The sequence below is a fragment of the Kluyvera sichuanensis genome, assembly GCF_014218705.1.
Lineage (GTDB): Bacteria > Pseudomonadota > Gammaproteobacteria > Enterobacterales > Enterobacteriaceae > Kluyvera > Kluyvera sichuanensis.
Genome location: NZ_JABBJF010000014.1, coordinates 1 through 16,967 on the forward strand (window position 1 = coordinate 1; position 16,967 = coordinate 16,967).

A 16,967-nucleotide genomic window follows, 5' to 3' on the forward strand; every position below is an offset into this window, starting at 1 on the left:
TAGCGGAGCAGGAAGGACATCTGATGGAAATGGAAGCCACGCAAGCACCTTAAAATCACCATCATACACTAAATCAGTAAGTTGGCAGCATTACCAAGGGCACGAATAAAGTGTACTTATTTATGTCCTTCATTGATTTTTATAGTTATTTTAAAATATCAGAATACCTTTTTGAAAGGTTTTACTGAAACCTGCTGATATACACCCGCGGCAACGTACGGGTCGTCCTGCGCCCATGACTGCGCGGCTTCCAGTGATTCAAATTCTGCAATAACCGTTGAACCGCTAAAACCGGCGGCGCCCGGATCGTTGCTATCAACGGCAGGCATCGGGCCTGCGGTCAGCAGACGGCCTTCGTCGTGCAGAAGCTGCAGGCGAGCGAGGTGGGCAGGGCGAACGGAAAGACGTTTTTCAAGAGAGTCGGCGATATCCTGGGCATAGATGACGTAAAGCACGGGCGGAACTCCTGTTTAAATAATTTGCGAATTACGGTAAGGGAAAGCGTCAGCGACTGCAATGCAAAGTTTTAGCGGCGTGAAAAGTTGTGTTTTGGCGGGGGTTTTTTAGGCAGGAAGGGGAAAAAATTGATCGAAGATAAGATGTCTTATTGAATATGATTGTCATTTGCATTTAAAATCGGGGTCTCATTTTTCAACTGTAACGACTATGACTGCAATGACCCTTGATTTACCTCGCCGCTTTCCGTGGCTGACGTTACTCTCTGTTGGTATTCACGGTGCCGTCGTCGCTGGTCTGCTTTATACCTCGGTACATCAGGTTATTGAACTGCCCGCACCCGCTCAGCCGATTACCATTACCATGGTCGCGCCTGCCGATTTAGAGCCGCCACAGGCGGTGGTTCAGCCACAACCGGTCGTCGAGCCTGAACCCGAACCAGAGCCGGAACCGATCCCTGAAGTACCGCAGGCTCCGGTCGTTATTCATAAACCGAAGCCTAAGCCGAAACCTAAACCGAAGCCGGTGAAAAAGGTCGAGCAGCCGAAACCGGAAGTTAAGCCGGTTGAACAGCGTCCGCTTTCTACGGTGAACAACGATGCGCCGCCTGCGCGTTCCGTTGCTAACAATCTGCCGGGGGCAAGTGCGCCTTCGGTGAATACGCCAACGGGCCCACGTGCGCTAAATCGTCCGCAACCGGGTTACCCAACGCGTGCGCAGGCATTACGTATTGAAGGCAAGGTGCGAGTGAAGTTTGACGTGACCGCCGATGGCCGCGTTGAAAATGTAGAAATTCTCTCCGCTCAGCCATCTAACATGTTTGAACGTGACGTGAAAACGGCGATGCGCAAATGGCGCTACGAATCTGGTAAGCCGGGAACGGGGCTGATTATGAATATTGAGTTCCGCCTGAAGGGCGTACAGATGAACTAAAGCAAAGCCCCCGAAAGGGGGCTTTGTCGTTATACGGCAAGGACGTTATCCAGCGCCTTTTGCGCGATCACCAGATGCTGCCCGCCAAACAGAATGGCCCGGTTAATGAGGGTATACAGCTGATACACCGGCTGGCGTTCAAGGAAATCGGCCGGCAGCGGTGAGACGGACTGATAGCCATCGTAGATTTGCGGCGGCTGGTCAGGATGCAGCGGCAACATGGCAAGGTCGCACTCGCGGTCTCCCCAATAACAGGCAGGGTCAAATATATATGGCCCGTTTGGCCCCAGCGCGCAGTTGTTTGACCACAAATCACCGTGCAGTAAAGACGGCTGCGGCTGGTGGGAACTCAGGCGCTGCTGGACGTGGTCGACAATCGCATCGATATCCCCAAACTCCATACCTTTCTCTGCTGCTAATTCCAGCTGCCAGCCAATACGCTGTTCGGCGAAAAAGTTGGACCAGCGCCGTTGCCAGGCGTTGGGCTGCGGGGTGGTGGATAGGTCGTTGTCGAAGTCGAGACCAAACTGCGGCTGATCGCTCCATTCGTGCAAGCGGGCCAACTGTTGCCCCAGCAAGAAAGCATTATGCGCATCCAGCGGACGCGGCGGGAGATACTCCATGACCAGGAAGCTGTAGTCGCGATCGGAGCCGACGACGAAGACTTCAGGGACGGCCACGGTTTTGCTGCGAGAGAGCAGCTCAAGCTGGTCGGCCTCCGCAGTAAAAATGGGCAGTAATTCTCGTTCATCGCATTTGACGAAAAAATCTCGACCCGCATAGCGCATATGCCATGCGGCATGGATCTCTCCGCCGGGCAGTTCAGTACGCTGATCGATTTCGCCACTTCCAAGTTGCTCGCCTAACAGGTTACTGATCGCTTGCCACATGATGTCTCTCCCCATGTTTTCTGCCATATCATAAGGTTAGCGCATAAAGACCGGGTAAAAATACGAGCTAGACCGCACAACGGGTAAAAAGAGTGTAGAAAGCAGAGGCAAGGTCGTATGCCTTCTGCGACAAACGCATGATGGCTCACCCGTGGCAATGGTTGGTTCCACCATCGCGATGCACACCATTGTTAACAATGGAGTTTTGTTAGCATAGCCGATAACGGCAATTTCGCGACTCGCGGCGGGCTCCGCGAGTCCGATTTTTGAACATTTAGTGCTGTTGCAGATAATCGTAGATTTTTTGGGTATTTTCCCGTGAGCACAGGCGAGTACCCTGGTTGATCGTGGCTGCGCTGCCTGCGGCAACCCCAAAGCGGACCATCTCTTCAAGACTAGCGTGCTCAGCAAGTTTCAGAGTCATCGCGCCGACCATGCTATCCCCCGCACCCACGGTGCTCTGGCTTTTAATTGGTGGGGGAACGACCTGCACGCAGTTTTGTTCATCCACTGCCAACGCCCCCTGTGCTCCTAATGACACCACTACCCGACGCGCTTTACCGCTGCGGACAATCTCCTGCGCGGCATTGCGAACGTCATCAGGCTGGATGAGTTCACGCTGGACCAGCGCACTCAACTCTTTCTGATTCGGTTTAACCAGCTCGATTTGACCAATGGCTAACGCGGCGGTCAACGCATCACCAGAGCTGTCGATAACGCACCGCAGCCCATGGTGTTGAGCCGTTTTAATGAGCGTCGTGAACTGCTCCAGGGAAACGCCGGGCGGCAGGCTGCCGCTGATAACCAGCAGAGAGCCAGGCGCAATCAGCAGGATCTTTTGCTGAATTTGTTGCAGTTCATCTTCATTGAGCGTCGCACCGGGCATGACAAAGCGATATTGCTCGCCGCTGGTATTGACGTGGACGTGAAGGTTCTGGCGGGTCCACTCGTGCGCATTGATACTTTCAACGGGAACATTTTCCTGCTGGAGCAGGGCGACCAGGTGCTCGCCGGTGGCACCACCGGCAGGGAAGATGGCGGTAGCTCGGCCTCCGAGAAAGTTAATTGCGCGGGCAACGTTAATGCCGCCGCCGCCGGGCTCAAACACAGGGGAACTGCAGCGCAGTTTACCTTCTGGATAGATTTGTGGCGTTTGGGTGGCGCTGTCGAGTGAAGGGGCGAGCGTCAGCGTGTAGATCTGGACCATAGCGATAACCTCCCTTTATGAGCCGGCAAACGGCTCTGAACACAGTTGGGTTTAAGTCTGGCACTGGTTCATCGATAAGAAAAGTAACAACGGACTGATTTTTATAGAAAAGTGTAAAGAAGTCGTCGTTTTTTATTATGAAATAAAACGTGCTTTGAGAGGGCTCTTATTCAAAAAATGAAAGAAGAATAGATTGCTATGTTATACGTGCCTTTTTATAATTTGTTGCCTTTCTACGGACCACCCCATCGTTGATCCTCGCGAAAGTTTCCCGGGACGGAATCGTCTCCTATTTTGTTGTACGGACCTTTAATAAATGAAGCTTTTGAAGACAGTACCGGTAGCGGTTGTGCTGCTGGGGGGCGTGTTTGCGTCTATGTATGCAACCGCCAGTGATACCGTTTTTACTGTCATGGATGACCCAACTACCGCTAAAAAGCCTTTTGAAGGCAACGTCAATGCGGGCTATCTCTCGCAGTCTGGCAACACTAAAAGTACGTCAGCGACTGCAGATTCCACGCTCACATGGTACGGTAGCGAGACGGCATGGTCCTTGTGGGGCGCTGCCAGCAACACCTCTGCAAATGATGAACGTTCTTCCGAGAAATACTCCGTCGGTGGTCGTAGCCGTTACAATATGACACACGAAGACTACCTGTTTGGTCAGGCTAGCTGGTTAACCGATCGCTATAATGGTTACCATGAGCGCGACGTGTTTACGGCAGGTTATGGTCGCCAGTTCCTGAACGGGCCAATCCACAGCTTCCGTTTTGAATTCGGTCCTGGTGTTCGTTATGACGAATATACCGATGGCAATACGGAAACCCAGCCGCTGGGCTACGCTTCCGCTACCTACGCCTGGCAGATGACCGACACGGCTAAATTCACTCAGGGCGTTTCCGTCCTTGGGGCTGAAGATACCACCGTGAACTCAGAAACCGCGCTGAACGTTGCGATTAACGCACACTTTGGTTTGAAAGTGGCTTACAACGTGACCTGGAACTCTGAGCCACCAGCAACGGCGCCGAATCATACCGATCGCCGTACATCGCTGACCCTGGGTTACACGATGTAATCATTTACAGGCTGGGGAATCCCCGGCCTGTATTTTCAATTTATCGTTTTGTGTTATTATTAAAAACAACCGCTGTTTTATTTTATTAAAAATACAAGTTCTCCATAATATCTCCATATTCGACCTTTCTGACATATATTCAGTAAATTTGACACGAATAGCTAAATATTTTGACTAGGCAAAAGTGTGATCTGGATCTAGACTATGTTCAAGGGCGGAATGATGCCTTAGCGTTCTAAAGTCTTAATCAAGTCAGAGAATAAACATTATGAAAAATATCAAAATCGCATCTGCAGCTATTTTGCTGTCAGCACTCTCTTTCGGCGTATTTGCTGCCGAACCAGTAACTCAACCTGCCAGTTCTACAAACACCACTACCGCACAGCACATCGGTATCTCCAATGCGCACGACGTTGAAGCAGGCTCTAACATGGCGCCAGGCTCACAGTCTACCGGTCAGTCTATGGATGACGCATTTAACGTACACACCCTGGTTGCGGGCGGTTGGTCCTAATATTTCTGTGCTGTAATAATTTGATTTTTGTTCAGTTATTAATACCGGCAGAGAAAACCGGGTAGAGTGGTACCGGTTTTTCTTGCTGCTATTATTTTAAATTCAAATTTCAATTTTTGTATTTTACATGTAAATCTGTATTGGATTTAGCCGCACGTATTGTCAATTAATCTGCGTTAACAGCATTTTCTGTATATATTTTAATGTGCTGGCCAGAATGTTAAATTGGCTTCAATGCCTCACGTTATTAACCGTAACGCCCTCGTCATTATCCCCAGATCATCGCCGCCCATCGGAGCAGAAGCATTGCGCCGCAGATAGCGATCAGTACCAGTACCATTTTCCAGTGTTTTTTCGCGAATCGATGTGATGGCATTTTCTGTCTCTATGTCATTAAGATTAAACGTAGTGTATCAGAATTGTTGGTAAAGATAGCAGTGTGTACCCCATAGGGTAATTGCGGCTTTTATCATGTCCTGATGATGTGTAAACTAACCCACGGTGTTATCGGCAGGCGGATGCAGGCGGAGCAGGGTACATAATTTGTACACACTCCTCATTTTTTGCAGAGTGAAGCAGAAATCAATCCATAACCTGTTGATAAATTTAATCATATAGTTTTGTATGTGCTCTTTCGTGTGGGGCACCACTGCAAATAAGGACATTAAATGCCTGTAATTACTCTTCCTGATGGCAGCCAACGCCATTACGACCACGCCGTTAGCCCAATGGATGTTGCTCTGGACATCGGTCCTGGCCTGGCAAAAGCCACCATCGCTGGGCGCGTAAACGGTGAGCTGGTTGACGCTTCCGATCTGATTGAAAACGATGCCACCCTGTCGCTCATCACCGCAAAAGATGAAGACGGTCTGGAAATCATTCGTCACTCCTGTGCCCACCTGCTTGGTCATGCGATCAAACAGCTTTGGCCAAACACTAAAATGGCTATCGGCCCGGTGATTGACAACGGTTTCTATTATGACGTTGATCTTGACCATACGCTGACCCAGGAAGACATCGACGCGCTCGAAAAACGTATGCACGAGCTCGCCGAGAAAAACTACGATGTCATCAAGAAGAAAGTGAGCTGGCACGAAGCCCGCGAAACTTTCGTCAAACGTGGTGAGAACTATAAAGTTTCCATCCTCGATGAAAACATCGCGCATGATGACAAGCCTGGCTTGTATCATCACGAAGAATACGTCGACATGTGCCGTGGTCCGCACGTGCCGAATATGCGTTTCTGTCACTACTTCAAGCTGATGAAAACCGCCGGTGCTTACTGGCGCGGCGACAGCAACAACAAGATGCTGCAGCGTATCTATGGTACTGCATGGACGGACAAAAAAGCCCTCAATGCTTATCTGCAGCGTCTGGAAGAAGCGTCAAAACGCGATCACCGTAAAATCGGTAAGCAGCTCGACCTGTATCATATGCAGGAAGAGGCACCGGGTATGGTGTTCTGGCATAACGATGGCTGGACTATCTTCCGTGAACTGGAAACTTTCGTACGCTCTAAGCTGAAAGAGTACCAGTATCAGGAAGTGAAAGGCCCGTTCATGATGGACCGTGTGCTGTGGGAAAAAACCGGCCACTGGGACAACTACAAAGATGCGATGTTCACCACCTCTTCAGAGAACCGTGAATACTGCATCAAGCCAATGAACTGCCCAGGCCACGTTCAGATCTTCAACCAGGGTCTGAAATCCTACCGCGACCTGCCGCTGCGTATGGCGGAGTTCGGTAGCTGCCACCGTAATGAACCGTCAGGTGCACTGCATGGCTTGATGCGTGTACGCGGCTTCACTCAGGATGACGCCCATATCTTCTGTACGGAAGAGCAGGTGCGTGATGAAGTGAACGCATGCATTCGTTTAGTCTATGATATGTACAGCACTTTCGGTTTCGAAAAAATCGTGGTCAAACTTTCAACGCGTCCGGAAAAACGTATCGGCAGCGATGAAATGTGGGACCGTGCTGAAGCGGATCTGGCGGTTGCGCTGGAAGAAAACAACATCCCGTTTGAATATCAATTGGGTGAAGGCGCATTCTACGGTCCGAAAATTGAATTTACCCTGTATGACTGCCTCGATCGTGCATGGCAGTGCGGTACTGTACAGCTGGACTTCTCTCTGCCGTCTCGTCTGAGCGCCTCTTATGTAGGCGAGAACAACGAGCGTCAGGTACCGGTGATGATTCACCGCGCAATTCTGGGGTCTCTGGAGCGCTTTATTGGCATCCTGACCGAAGAGTTCGCTGGTTTCTTCCCAACATGGCTTGCCCCTGTGCAGGTTGTGGTGATGAATATCACTGATTCTCAGTCTGAATACGTTAACGAATTGACCCGTAAACTGCAAAATGCTGGCATTCGTGTAAAAGCGGACTTGAGAAATGAGAAGATTGGCTTTAAAATCCGCGAGCACACTTTACGTCGTGTCCCTTATATGTTGGTCTGCGGTGACAAAGAGGTGGAAGCTGGCAAAGTTGCCGTTCGCACCCGCCGTGGTAAAGACCTGGGCAGCCTGGACGTAAGTGAAGTGATTGAGAAGCTGCAACAAGAGATTCGCAGCCGCAGTCTTCAACAACTGGAGGAATAAGGTATTAAAGGCGGAAAACGAGTTCAAACGGCACGTCCGAATCGTATCAATGGCGAGATTCGCGCCCTGGAAGTTCGCTTGACAGGTCTGGAAGGCGAAGCTTTGGGTATTGTGAGTCTGAGAGAAGCTATCGAAAAGGCTGAAGAGGCCGGAGTAGATTTAGTTGAAATCAGCCCTAACGCCGAACCGCCAGTTTGTCGTATCATGGACTACGGCAAGTTCCTTTATGAAAAGAGTAAGTCTTCTAAGGAACAGAAGAAGAAGCAAAAAGTTATCCAGGTTAAGGAAATTAAATTCCGTCCTGGGACCGATGATGGCGATTACCAGGTAAAACTCCGCAGCCTGGTTCGCTTTCTCGAAGATGGCGATAAGGCTAAGATCACACTGCGTTTCCGCGGTCGTGAAATGGCCCACCAGCAGATCGGTATGGAAGTGCTTACGCGCGTCCGTGACGATCTGAGTGAACTGGCAGTAGTCGAATCCTTCCCTACGAAGATCGAAGGCCGCCAGATGATCATGGTGCTCGCTCCTAAGAAGAAACAGTAAGGCCTTCAAGTAGCAATGTTGGTGGAGCCTTAGGGCTTCACTGATATTGTTCGCCTACGTTTCGTTTATTAACAATGCGAAGTGGAAGTTATTAAGATGCCTAAAATTAAGACCGTACGCGGTGCTGCTAAGCGCTTCAAAAAAACCGGTGGTGGTGGATTTAAGCGTAAGCACGCAAACCTGCGTCATATTCTGACCAAAAAATCTACTAAACGTAAACGTCACCTGCGTCCAAAAGGCCTCGTGTCTAAAGGCGATCTGGGTCTGGTTATCGCGTGCCTGCCGTACGCATAAGCCGTTAACGTTTAATTTTTTTTACTAAGAATATAGATACAGGAGAGCTCACATGGCTCGCGTAAAACGTGGTGTAATTGCTCGTGCACGTCACAAAAAAATTCTGAAACAAGCTAAAGGCTACTACGGTGCGCGTTCTCGCGTATACCGCGTTGCCTTCCAGGCTGTTATCAAAGCTGGTCAGTACGCTTACCGTGACCGTCGTCAACGTAAACGTCAGTTCCGTCAGCTGTGGATTGCACGTATCAATGCAGCAGCACGTCAGAACGGTATTTCTTACAGCAAATTCATCAACGGCCTGAAAAAAGCCTCTGTTGAAATCGACCGTAAGATCCTGGCTGACATCGCAGTATTCGACAAAGTAGCGTTCACCGCTCTGGTCGAAAAAGCGAAAGCAGCACTGGCATAAGCCAGTTGGAAGAGGGAGCTAGTCTCCCTCTTTTCATTTTAACCGTATCAATGCATTGACATTTATCAGCGTAGACCTTTCAATAAAGACTCTACGGTTATTACCACACAAGGTAACGCAAGCATGAATGCTGCTATTTTCCGCTTCTTCTTTTACTTTAGCACCTGAACTCAGGAGGCTTGCGCGTGAAAGAAGAAACGAAAAATCAGCGCCAATAAGCCTCCGGATGGAGGCTTTTTTTGTATCTGAATTCGAGATTAAGTCCACCAAACCGGTGTCTGCACCGACATAATGAGGAAAACCATGTCACATCTCGCAGAGCTGGTTGCCAGTGCCAAGGCAGCCATTAACCAGGCTTCAGATGTTGCCGCGTTAGACAATGTCCGCGTCGAATATCTGGGTAAGAAAGGGCACTTGACCCTTCAGATGACCACACTGCGTGAACTGCCGCCAGAAGAGCGTCCAGCAGCGGGTGCCGTTATCAACGAAGCGAAAGAGCAGGTGCAGCAGGCACTGAACGCGCGTAAAGCCGATCTGGAAAGCGCCGTACTGAACGCCCGTTTGGCCGCAGAGACCATCGACATCTCCCTGCCGGGCCGTCGTATCGAAAACGGTGGTTTACACCCGGTTACTCGCACCATCGACCGTATTGAAAGTTTCTTCGGTGAGCTCGGCTTTACCGTGGCGACGGGTCCGGAAATCGAAGATGACTATCACAACTTCGATGCGCTGAATATTCCCGCGCACCACCCGGCACGCGCTGACCACGACACTTTCTGGTTTGATGCTACCCGTCTGCTGCGTACGCAGACCTCCGGCGTACAGATCCGCACCATGAAGGATCAGGAACCGCCAATCCGTATTATCGCGCCGGGCCGCGTATATCGTAACGACTACGATCAGACGCACACCCCAATGTTCCATCAGATGGAAGGTCTGATTGTTGATAAGAACATCAGCTTCACTAATCTGAAGGGCACGATTCACGACTTCCTGCGTAACTTCTTTGAAGAAGATCTGCAGATTCGTTTCCGTCCGTCCTACTTCCCGTTCACCGAACCTTCCGCTGAAGTGGATGTGATGGGCAAAAACGGTAAATGGCTGGAAGTTCTGGGCTGCGGCATGGTGCACCCGAACGTCCTGCGTAACGTCGGTATCGATCCGGAAGTTTATTCCGGCTTCGCCTTCGGTATGGGCATGGAGCGTCTGACCATGCTGCGTTACGGCGTCACCGACTTACGTGCATTCTTCGAAAACGATCTGCGTTTCCTCAAACAGTTTAAATAAGGGCAGGATAAAACAATGAAATTCAGTGAACTGTGGTTACGCGAATGGGTGAATCCGGCGATTGATAGCGAAGCGCTGTCGGGCCAAATCACCATGGCTGGTCTGGAAGTGGACGGCGTAGAAGCCGTTGCCGGTAGCTTTAACGGCGTGGTTGTTGGTGAAGTGGTGGAGTGCGGCCAGCACCCGAATGCAGACAAACTGCGTGTGACGAAAGTGAACGTAGGCGGCGAACGTCTGCTGGATATCGTCTGCGGTGCGCCAAACTGCCGTCAGGGCCTTAAGGTTGCCGTAGCGACCATCGGTGCCGTACTGCCAGGTGACTTCAAAATTAAAGCCGCTAAGCTGCGCGGTGAGCCGTCTGAAGGGATGCTGTGCTCGTTCTCTGAGCTGGGCATTTCCGACGACCATAGCGGTATTATCGAACTGCCGGCCGACGCGCCGCTGGGTACCGATATCCGTGAATACCTGAAGCTTGATGACAACACCATTGAAATCAGCGTGACGCCAAACCGCGCCGACTGCTTAGGCATTATCGGCGTTGCACGTGATGTCGCTGTGCTGAACAAGCTGCCGCTGAACGAGCCGGAAATCAACGCCGTTGCCGCTACCGTTGCCGACGTGCTGCCGATTCAGGTCGATGCTGCCGACGCGTGCCCACGTTACCTCGGCCGTGTGGTTAAAGGCATCAACGTTAAAGCGCCAACCCCGCTGTGGATGAAAGAAAAACTGCGTCGCTGCGGTATTCGTTCCATCGATGCAGTTGTTGATATCACCAACTACGTCCTGCTTGAACTGGGCCAGCCAATGCATGCGTTCGATAAAGATCGCATTGAAGGTGGCATCGTTGTACGTATGGCAAAAGAGGGTGAAACCCTGGTTCTGCTCGACGGCACCGAAGCGAAGCTGAACGCCGATACCCTGGTGATTGCTGACCATAACAAAGCGCTGGCGATGGCCGGTATCTTTGGCGGCGAGCACTCTGGCGTGAACGATGAAACGCAAAACGTGCTGCTGGAATCCGCATTCTTCAGCCCGCTGTCTATCACCGGCCGTGCACGCCGTCATGGTCTGCACACCGATGCGTCTCACCGTTATGAGCGCGGCGTTGACCCGGTACTGCAGTACAAAGCGATTGAACGCGCTACCGGCCTGCTCCTCGAAATCTGCGGCGGTGAAGCGGGTCCAATCATCGATGTCACTAACGATGCTACGCTGCCGAAGCGTGCGACCATCACCCTGCGCCGCAGCAAGCTGGATCGTCTGATTGGTCATCATATTGCCGATGAACAGGTGACCGATATCCTGACCCGTCTGGGCTGTGAAGTGACCGTGGGTAATGACGAATGGCAGGCGGTTGCACCGACCTGGCGCTTCGACATGGAAATTGAAGAAGATCTGATTGAAGAAGTGGCGCGTATTTACGGCTACAACAGCATCCCGAACGAGCCAGTACAGGCTGGTCTGGTGATGGGCAGCCATAAAGAAGCTAATCTGTCGCTCAAGCGTGTGAAAACCATGCTTAACGATAAAGGTTATCAGGAAGTGATTACCTATAGCTTCGTGGATCCGAAAGTTCAGCAGCTGGTTCACCCAGGTGAAGAAGCGCTGATTCTGCCAAACCCGATTTCCAGCGAAATGTCGGCCATGCGTCTGTCCCTATGGACCGGCCTGCTGTCTACCGTGGTTTATAACCAGAACCGTCAGCAGAGCCGCGTACGTATCTTTGAAACCGGTCTGCGCTTTGTGCCGGACACTCAGGCTCCGCTGGGTATTCGTCAGGACGTGATGCTGGGTGGTGTTATCTGCGGTAACCGCTACGATGAGCACTGGAACCTGGCAAAAGAGACCGTTGATTTCTATGATCTGAAGGGCGATCTGGAGTCCGTTCTCGACCTGACCGGTAAATTATCTGAAATTCAGTTCAAGGCAGAAGCAAACCCAGCCCTGCATCCGGGCCAGTCTGCGGCGATTTATCTGAAAGGTGAACGCGTTGGTTTCATTGGTGTTATTCACCCGGAACTCGAACGTAAGCTGGATCTGAACGGCCGCACTCTGGTGTTCGAACTGGAGTGGAACAAGCTCGCAGACCGCGTGGTTCCTCAGGCTCGTGACGTTTCTCGCTTCCCGGCAAACCGTCGCGACATCGCGGTTGTGGTTGCTGAAAACGTGCCTGCAGCAGATATTTTAAACGAATGTAAGAAAGTTGGCGTAAATCAGGTAGTTGGCGTAAACTTATTTGACGTGTACCGTGGTAAGGGTGTTGCGGAAGGCTATAAGAGCCTTGCTATCAGCCTGATCCTACAAGATACCAGCCGTACACTCGAAGAAGAGGAGATTGCCGCTACCGTCGCCAAATGTGTAGAGGCATTAAAAGAGCGATTCCAGGCATCATTGAGGGATTGAACCTATGGCGCTTACAAAAGCTGAAATGTCAGAATATCTGTTTGATAAGCTTGGGCTTAGCAAGCGGGATGCCAAAGAACTGGTTGAGCTGTTTTTCGAAGAGATCCGTCGCGCTCTTGAAAACGGTGAGCAGGTAAAACTCTCCGGTTTTGGTAACTTTGATTTGCGTGACAAAAACCAACGCCCGGGACGTAACCCTAAAACGGGTGAAGATATTCCCATTACAGCCCGGCGTGTGGTGACCTTCAGACCAGGACAGAAGTTAAAAAGCCGGGTCGAAAACGCAACACCCAAAGAAGAGTAATCTGAACTAACTAAAAAGGCCGCGCATGCGGCCTTTTTCTTTTCCTGGTGGCGTAACCACCGTAAAATCAAACGCTTCTCTACGAGCTTACGGATAACTATGCAGGTCTATGCATCCCAACAGCAGCGGCTTCACCGGCGCTGGCTCATCGCACTGTCGCTTCTTCTCCTGTTTATGCTGGCTATCGGCCTGTGTGCGGGCGACCAATGGATTGCACCTGGTGAGTGGTTCACGGCGAAAGGGCAGCTCTTTATCTGGCAAATCCGCCTGCCGCGTACGCTGGCGGTGGTGCTGGTGGGCGCTGCGCTGGCGTTGTCAGGGACCGTGATGCAGGCGCTGTTTGAGAACCCGTTGGCTGAGCCAGGTCTACTTGGAGTTTCAAATGGGGCAGGTGTAGGGCTGATTGCCGCGGTGATGCTGGGGCAAGGGCTGTTACCGGCCTGGGGGCCAGGGCTGGCGGCCATCGTTGGTGCGCTGACCATCACCACGATTCTGATGCGCTTTGCTCGCCGACACTTATCGACCAGCCGCCTGCTGCTGGCTGGGGTCGCACTGGGGATTATCTGTAGTGCACTGATGACCTGGGCCGTCTATTTCTCAACCTCGTTCGATCTGCGTCAGTTGATGTACTGGATGATGGGCGGTTTTGGCGGCGTTGACTGGCAGCAGCTCTGGCTGATGGCGGCGCTGGTTCCGGTCATCATCTGGCTTTGTTGGCAATCGCAGCCGCTAAACCTGTTAGCGCTGGGTGAAACCTCCGCGCGCCAGCTTGGGGTACCTATCGCGTTGTGGCGTAAACTGCTGGTGATGGCGACCGGCTGGCTGGTGGGCGTCAGCGTGGCGCTGGCAGGCGCTATCGGCTTTATCGGGCTGGTGGTGCCGCATATGCTGCGCCTGTGTGGCCTGACTGACCACCGGGTGCTGCTGCCAGCCAGCGCACTGGCTGGGGCCAGCACGCTGCTGTTTGCCGATATCGTGGCGCGTCTTGCGCTGTCCGCCGCTGAGTTACCGATTGGCGTGGTCACGGCCACCCTGGGCGCACCGGTGTTTATCTGGCTGCTGCTTAAATCGGGTAAATACTGAATTAACATCCTGGCTAAAAAGCCTTGGTGTCGCGCCCGCGTCTCTGGCTATTATGAAAGGCCGGGCGATAAGACCCCAAACACGCTGAAAAGAGGATGCTATGCAAACCAATGTTCTGAATACCCCCGTGACCACCATTGATGGTGAAAAAACCACCCTTGAAGGCTATAAGGGCAAGGTGCTGCTGATCGTTAACGTGGCCTCGAAATGTGGCCTGACGCCGCAGTATGAGCAGCTGGAAGCGCTGCAGGAGTCTTTGCAGGGGGAAGGCTTTACCGTGCTGGGCTTCCCATGTAATCAATTCCTGGGCCAGGAGCCGGGCAGCGAAGAAGAGATCAAAACCTTTTGCAGCACTACTTACGGCGTGACTTTCCCGCTGTTTAGCAAAGTTGAGGTGAACGGCGAGCAGCGCCATCCGCTCTATAGCCTGCTGACGCGCGCAGCGCCAGACGCCATTGCGCCAGAAGGCAGCGGTTTCTACGAGCGTATGGCGAGCAAAGGCCGCGCGCCCGCCCAGCCCGGCGATATCCTGTGGAACTTTGAGAAGTTTTTAATTGGTCGCGATGGTGAGGTGATTAACCGTTTCTCTCCTGATATGACGCCTGACGATCCTATTCTGACCTCAGCCATTAAGCAGGCTCTCGCGCAGTCATGATGCCCTTGATGCAGCTTCAGAACGTCAGTGAAAACGGCAGACTCCAGGGTATTACCGCCGACGTTAAGCGCGGTGAAATGGTGCATCTGGTGGGGCCAAACGGTGCCGGGAAAAGCACGTTGCTGACGAGAATGGCCGGGCTCAGTCGGGGGAAAGGGGTGATAACGCTCAACGGTCAGTCATTGGATGACTGGCCTGCAGCGCAGTTGGCTCGCCATCGCGCCTATCTTTCCCAACACCAGTCTGCACCGTTCGCTATGCCGGTCTGGCAGTTTCTGATGCTGCATCAATCTCATACCCAGGACGCTCCTTTGTCTGCTCACGTGGCGCAGGCGCTGGGATTAAGTAATAAGCTGGGCCGTAATGTCAGCCAGCTCTCCGGTGGGGAGTGGCAGCGCGTACGGCTAGCGGCGGTGATATTACAGATTCATCCCGCAGCCAACCCGGACGGTCAGTTATTATTACTGGATGAACCGATGAACAGCCTCGATGTTGCCCAGCAGGCGGCGCTGGATAAGCTGCTGGTGGAGTTGTGTGCTGCGGGCGTCGCCGTGGTGATGAGCAGCCATGATCTTAACTACACGCTGCGCCATGCTGACCGCACATGGTTATTATGTGAAGGGCAGATGATTGCCAGTGGCGAAACTGAAAGCGTATTGCAGACTGATTATTTAGCCGCCGCTTATAATATGACTTTCCAGAAACTGGAAATAGCTGGTCACCAAATGCTCATTTATGACAATGACGGCGAAAATTAATCCATACTCTTCTTGCCGCTATAGGCATTGCTTGCCAGCCGATCGCGAATCGATATAATTTGTTAGCTGATTAAAAAAACAGAGGATGCGCTGGATATGCGTTTCTGGACTCTTTTTCTTGTGGCATTCATTTTAGCAGGGTGTAGCAGCCACCGTGCGCCGCCGCCGAATCCCCGACTTTCGGATTCTATTGCCGTGATTGCCGGTCTTAATGACCAGCTACAAAACTGGCACGGTACGCCTTATCGCTACGGAGGCATGACTCGCCGTGGTGTGGACTGCTCGGCGTTTGTGCTGATGACTTTCCGCGATAAGTTTGAAATGCAGCTGCCGAGGGAGACGCGGCAACAGGCGAAGATTGGTACTGAGATAGACAAAGGCGATCTGTTACCCGGTGATCTGGTCTTTTTCAAAACCGGAGCGGGTGAAAGTGGGCTACACGTTGGTATTTACGATACCGATAACCAGTTTATTCACGCTTCGACCAGCCAGGGCGTGACGCGGTCCTCGCTGGATAACGTCTACTGGCGAAAAAATTTCTGGCAAGCCAGGCGAATTTAATCAAAAAGAAAAGGAGGCGAAATGCCTCCTTTTCTTTTAATAGGTTGTGAAATTTATAATAAGTAGCCTGCTATATTCATAATTTTGTTAGGCAAGATCATAGAACTTAAGGTTGATTGTGTTATTCCATTACTTTCGATTACAATCATTACGATCCAGTGACGGATTGATGAAATAAAAAGGAACCGATGAAAGGAATAGATACCGTCTCCATCACCGCAGGTTTTTTGCTTTGTGACGTCAGGAACCCGGACATGGCTTTAAGTGAAGGGCAGTCGCAATGATTGTATCGCTGGATAATACATATACTTCTCAGTTGTATTTTCTTCCCGCCCGAAATAGCGAGGGGCAACTTGTTGGTCTGAAGGTGGTGTGCCAGTTTACAGGCCTTAATAACCACGTCCGAATTCCTACAAGTCTGGTGTTACCCCGTCTTACTCAACAACAAGAAATAACGTTGTTTCAGGAAAAACTAGCCTTGCTGACCACCTGTCAGCTGTTCTTTATGCAGCATAATTTAACCGCATGGATAATGATCCCGCCGGGCGTGGTTGAAGCACTACTCAGCGACGATGAACTGGCCGCCAGCGTTCAGCGTTTACCTTTTCTTGAACTGGCCGTTAGTGAGCAGTATCCAGGTCTGAATGATATTGATGAAAACCATCCGCTCACCCGCTTGAGCCAACGTTTTCCGCTCGCACTCAGCGACTTTGGCGCAGGAAATGCGTCCACGAAGGCCGTTTTTGCCGGGCTATTCAAACGCATCGTGCTGGATAAGAGCTTTGTGCAGCGTCAGCTGAAATCACTCTCTTTTGAGCCGTTTATGCGTGCCATTGTGAGCCAGATTCAGCCTTACTGTCAGGGAATTATGGTGTCAGGTGTTGATGATGAAAATATCCGCCAGCGCGTTATTCCTTATGGATTTAGCGCGATGCTCGGTACGCTGTGGCCGGTGGTATCGGAATCTTCATTAATAACATTAGTGCAACAATAAC

At 51.5% G+C, this 16,967-nt stretch carries 20 protein-coding genes and 1 other annotated feature; of the genes, 16 read left to right on the top strand and 4 right to left on the bottom strand.

The window, feature by feature from the left end:
• Positions 1 to 158 precede the first annotated feature (158 nt).
• Positions 159 to 455, bottom strand: coding sequence for a YciI family protein (locus HII27_RS14795; RefSeq protein ID WP_061285240.1), 297 nt, complete (start codon positions 453 to 455; stop codon positions 159 to 161).
• A 220-nt stretch (positions 456 to 675) separates the two neighbouring features.
• Here HII27_RS14795 and tonB point away from each other — a divergent pair, with 220 nt between their 5' ends.
• Positions 676 to 1,389 carry a TonB system transport protein TonB gene (tonB, locus tag HII27_RS14800; RefSeq protein ID WP_223883231.1) on the top strand — a complete coding sequence of 238 codons (714 nt, stop codon included), beginning with the start codon at positions 676 to 678 and terminating at the stop codon, positions 1,387 to 1,389.
• Between the two features lie 29 nt (positions 1,390 to 1,418).
• Here the strand turns inward: tonB and HII27_RS14805 are convergent, their stop codons facing one another.
• Together HII27_RS14805 and pfkB are read right to left on the bottom strand one after the other, a co-directional pair.
• Complete coding sequence (locus HII27_RS14805) at positions 1,419 to 2,279, bottom strand: fructosamine kinase family protein (RefSeq protein ID WP_185668620.1); 861 nt, start codon at positions 2,277 to 2,279, stop codon at positions 1,419 to 1,421.
• Between the two features lie 274 nt (positions 2,280 to 2,553).
• A complete protein-coding gene (gene pfkB / locus HII27_RS14810; protein WP_185668621.1) occupies positions 2,554 to 3,486 on the bottom strand; it encodes a 6-phosphofructokinase II in 933 nt (310 codons plus the stop codon).
• Between the two features lie 316 nt (positions 3,487 to 3,802).
• Between pfkB and HII27_RS14815 the strand changes: the two genes are divergently transcribed.
• Positions 3,803 to 4,561, top strand: coding sequence for a DUF481 domain-containing protein (locus HII27_RS14815; RefSeq protein WP_185668622.1), 759 nt, complete (start codon positions 3,803 to 3,805; stop codon positions 4,559 to 4,561).
• Positions 4,562 to 4,829: 268 nt separating this feature from the next.
• Positions 4,830 to 5,075 (top strand): YdgH/BhsA/McbA family protein, encoded by a 246-nt coding sequence (locus HII27_RS14820; protein ID WP_185668623.1) that lies wholly within the window; start codon positions 4,830 to 4,832, stop codon positions 5,073 to 5,075.
• Between the two features lie 268 nt (positions 5,076 to 5,343).
• Here the strand turns inward: HII27_RS14820 and yniD are convergent, their stop codons facing one another.
• Positions 5,344 to 5,451, bottom strand: a complete 108-nt coding sequence (gene yniD, locus HII27_RS14825) for a small membrane protein YniD (RefSeq protein ID WP_185668624.1) — start codon at positions 5,449 to 5,451, stop codon at positions 5,344 to 5,346.
• A 292-nt stretch (positions 5,452 to 5,743) separates the two neighbouring features.
• Here yniD and thrS point away from each other — a divergent pair, with 292 nt between their 5' ends.
• From thrS to HII27_RS14890, 13 genes are all read left to right on the top strand, one after another.
• Positions 5,744 to 7,672 (top strand): threonine--tRNA ligase, encoded by a 1,929-nt coding sequence (thrS, locus tag HII27_RS14830; RefSeq protein WP_035896278.1) that lies wholly within the window; start codon positions 5,744 to 5,746, stop codon positions 7,670 to 7,672.
• 3 nt (positions 7,673 to 7,675) lie between these two features.
• Positions 7,676 to 8,218: a translation initiation factor IF-3 gene (gene infC / locus HII27_RS14835; protein WP_071828920.1), complete on the top strand. Its 543-nt coding sequence runs from the start codon at positions 7,676 to 7,678 to the stop codon at positions 8,216 to 8,218.
• 96 nt (positions 8,219 to 8,314) lie between these two features.
• Complete coding sequence (gene rpmI, locus HII27_RS14840; RefSeq protein ID WP_003030583.1) at positions 8,315 to 8,512, top strand: 50S ribosomal protein L35; 198 nt, start codon at positions 8,315 to 8,317, stop codon at positions 8,510 to 8,512.
• A gap of 52 nt (positions 8,513 to 8,564) precedes the next feature.
• Positions 8,565 to 8,921, top strand: coding sequence for a 50S ribosomal protein L20 (gene rplT / locus HII27_RS14845; RefSeq protein ID WP_000124850.1), 357 nt, complete (start codon positions 8,565 to 8,567; stop codon positions 8,919 to 8,921).
• A gap of 118 nt (positions 8,922 to 9,039) precedes the next feature.
• Positions 9,040 to 9,164: a sequence feature (Phe leader region), on the top strand.
• Positions 9,045 to 9,089, top strand: coding sequence for a pheST operon leader peptide PheM (gene pheM / locus HII27_RS14850; protein ID WP_001386830.1), 45 nt, complete (start codon positions 9,045 to 9,047; stop codon positions 9,087 to 9,089). Its footprint overlaps the feature before it by 45 nt.
• Before the next feature lie 60 nt (positions 9,165 to 9,224).
• On the top strand, positions 9,225 to 10,208 hold the full coding sequence (gene pheS / locus HII27_RS14855) for a phenylalanine--tRNA ligase subunit alpha (protein ID WP_185668625.1): 984 nt from the start codon (positions 9,225 to 9,227) through the stop codon (positions 10,206 to 10,208).
• Between the two features lie 15 nt (positions 10,209 to 10,223).
• Positions 10,224 to 12,611: a phenylalanine--tRNA ligase subunit beta gene (gene pheT, locus HII27_RS14860; protein WP_185668626.1), complete on the top strand. Its 2,388-nt coding sequence runs from the start codon at positions 10,224 to 10,226 to the stop codon at positions 12,609 to 12,611.
• A 4-nt stretch (positions 12,612 to 12,615) separates the two neighbouring features.
• On the top strand, positions 12,616 to 12,915 hold the full coding sequence (gene ihfA, locus HII27_RS14865; protein WP_003030571.1) for an integration host factor subunit alpha: 300 nt from the start codon (positions 12,616 to 12,618) through the stop codon (positions 12,913 to 12,915).
• A 99-nt stretch (positions 12,916 to 13,014) separates the two neighbouring features.
• Positions 13,015 to 13,998, top strand: a complete 984-nt coding sequence (btuC, locus tag HII27_RS14870; protein WP_185668627.1) for a vitamin B12 ABC transporter permease BtuC — start codon at positions 13,015 to 13,017, stop codon at positions 13,996 to 13,998.
• A gap of 100 nt (positions 13,999 to 14,098) precedes the next feature.
• Positions 14,099 to 14,653: a glutathione peroxidase gene (locus tag HII27_RS14875; RefSeq protein WP_185668628.1), complete on the top strand. Its 555-nt coding sequence runs from the start codon at positions 14,099 to 14,101 to the stop codon at positions 14,651 to 14,653.
• Positions 14,650 to 15,411 (top strand): vitamin B12 ABC transporter ATP-binding protein BtuD, encoded by a 762-nt coding sequence (gene btuD, locus HII27_RS14880; protein WP_185668629.1) that lies wholly within the window; start codon positions 14,650 to 14,652, stop codon positions 15,409 to 15,411. The genes HII27_RS14875 and btuD overlap by 4 nt, the downstream gene beginning before the upstream one ends.
• A 96-nt stretch (positions 15,412 to 15,507) precedes the next feature.
• Positions 15,508 to 15,972 carry an NlpC/P60 family protein gene (locus tag HII27_RS14885; protein ID WP_185668630.1) on the top strand — a complete coding sequence of 155 codons (465 nt, stop codon included), beginning with the start codon at positions 15,508 to 15,510 and terminating at the stop codon, positions 15,970 to 15,972.
• Positions 15,973 to 16,252: 280 nt separating this feature from the next.
• Positions 16,253 to 16,966, top strand: a complete 714-nt coding sequence (locus HII27_RS14890; RefSeq protein WP_185668631.1) for an EAL domain-containing protein — start codon at positions 16,253 to 16,255, stop codon at positions 16,964 to 16,966.
• The last annotated feature ends 1 nt before the right edge of the window (position 16,967 follow it).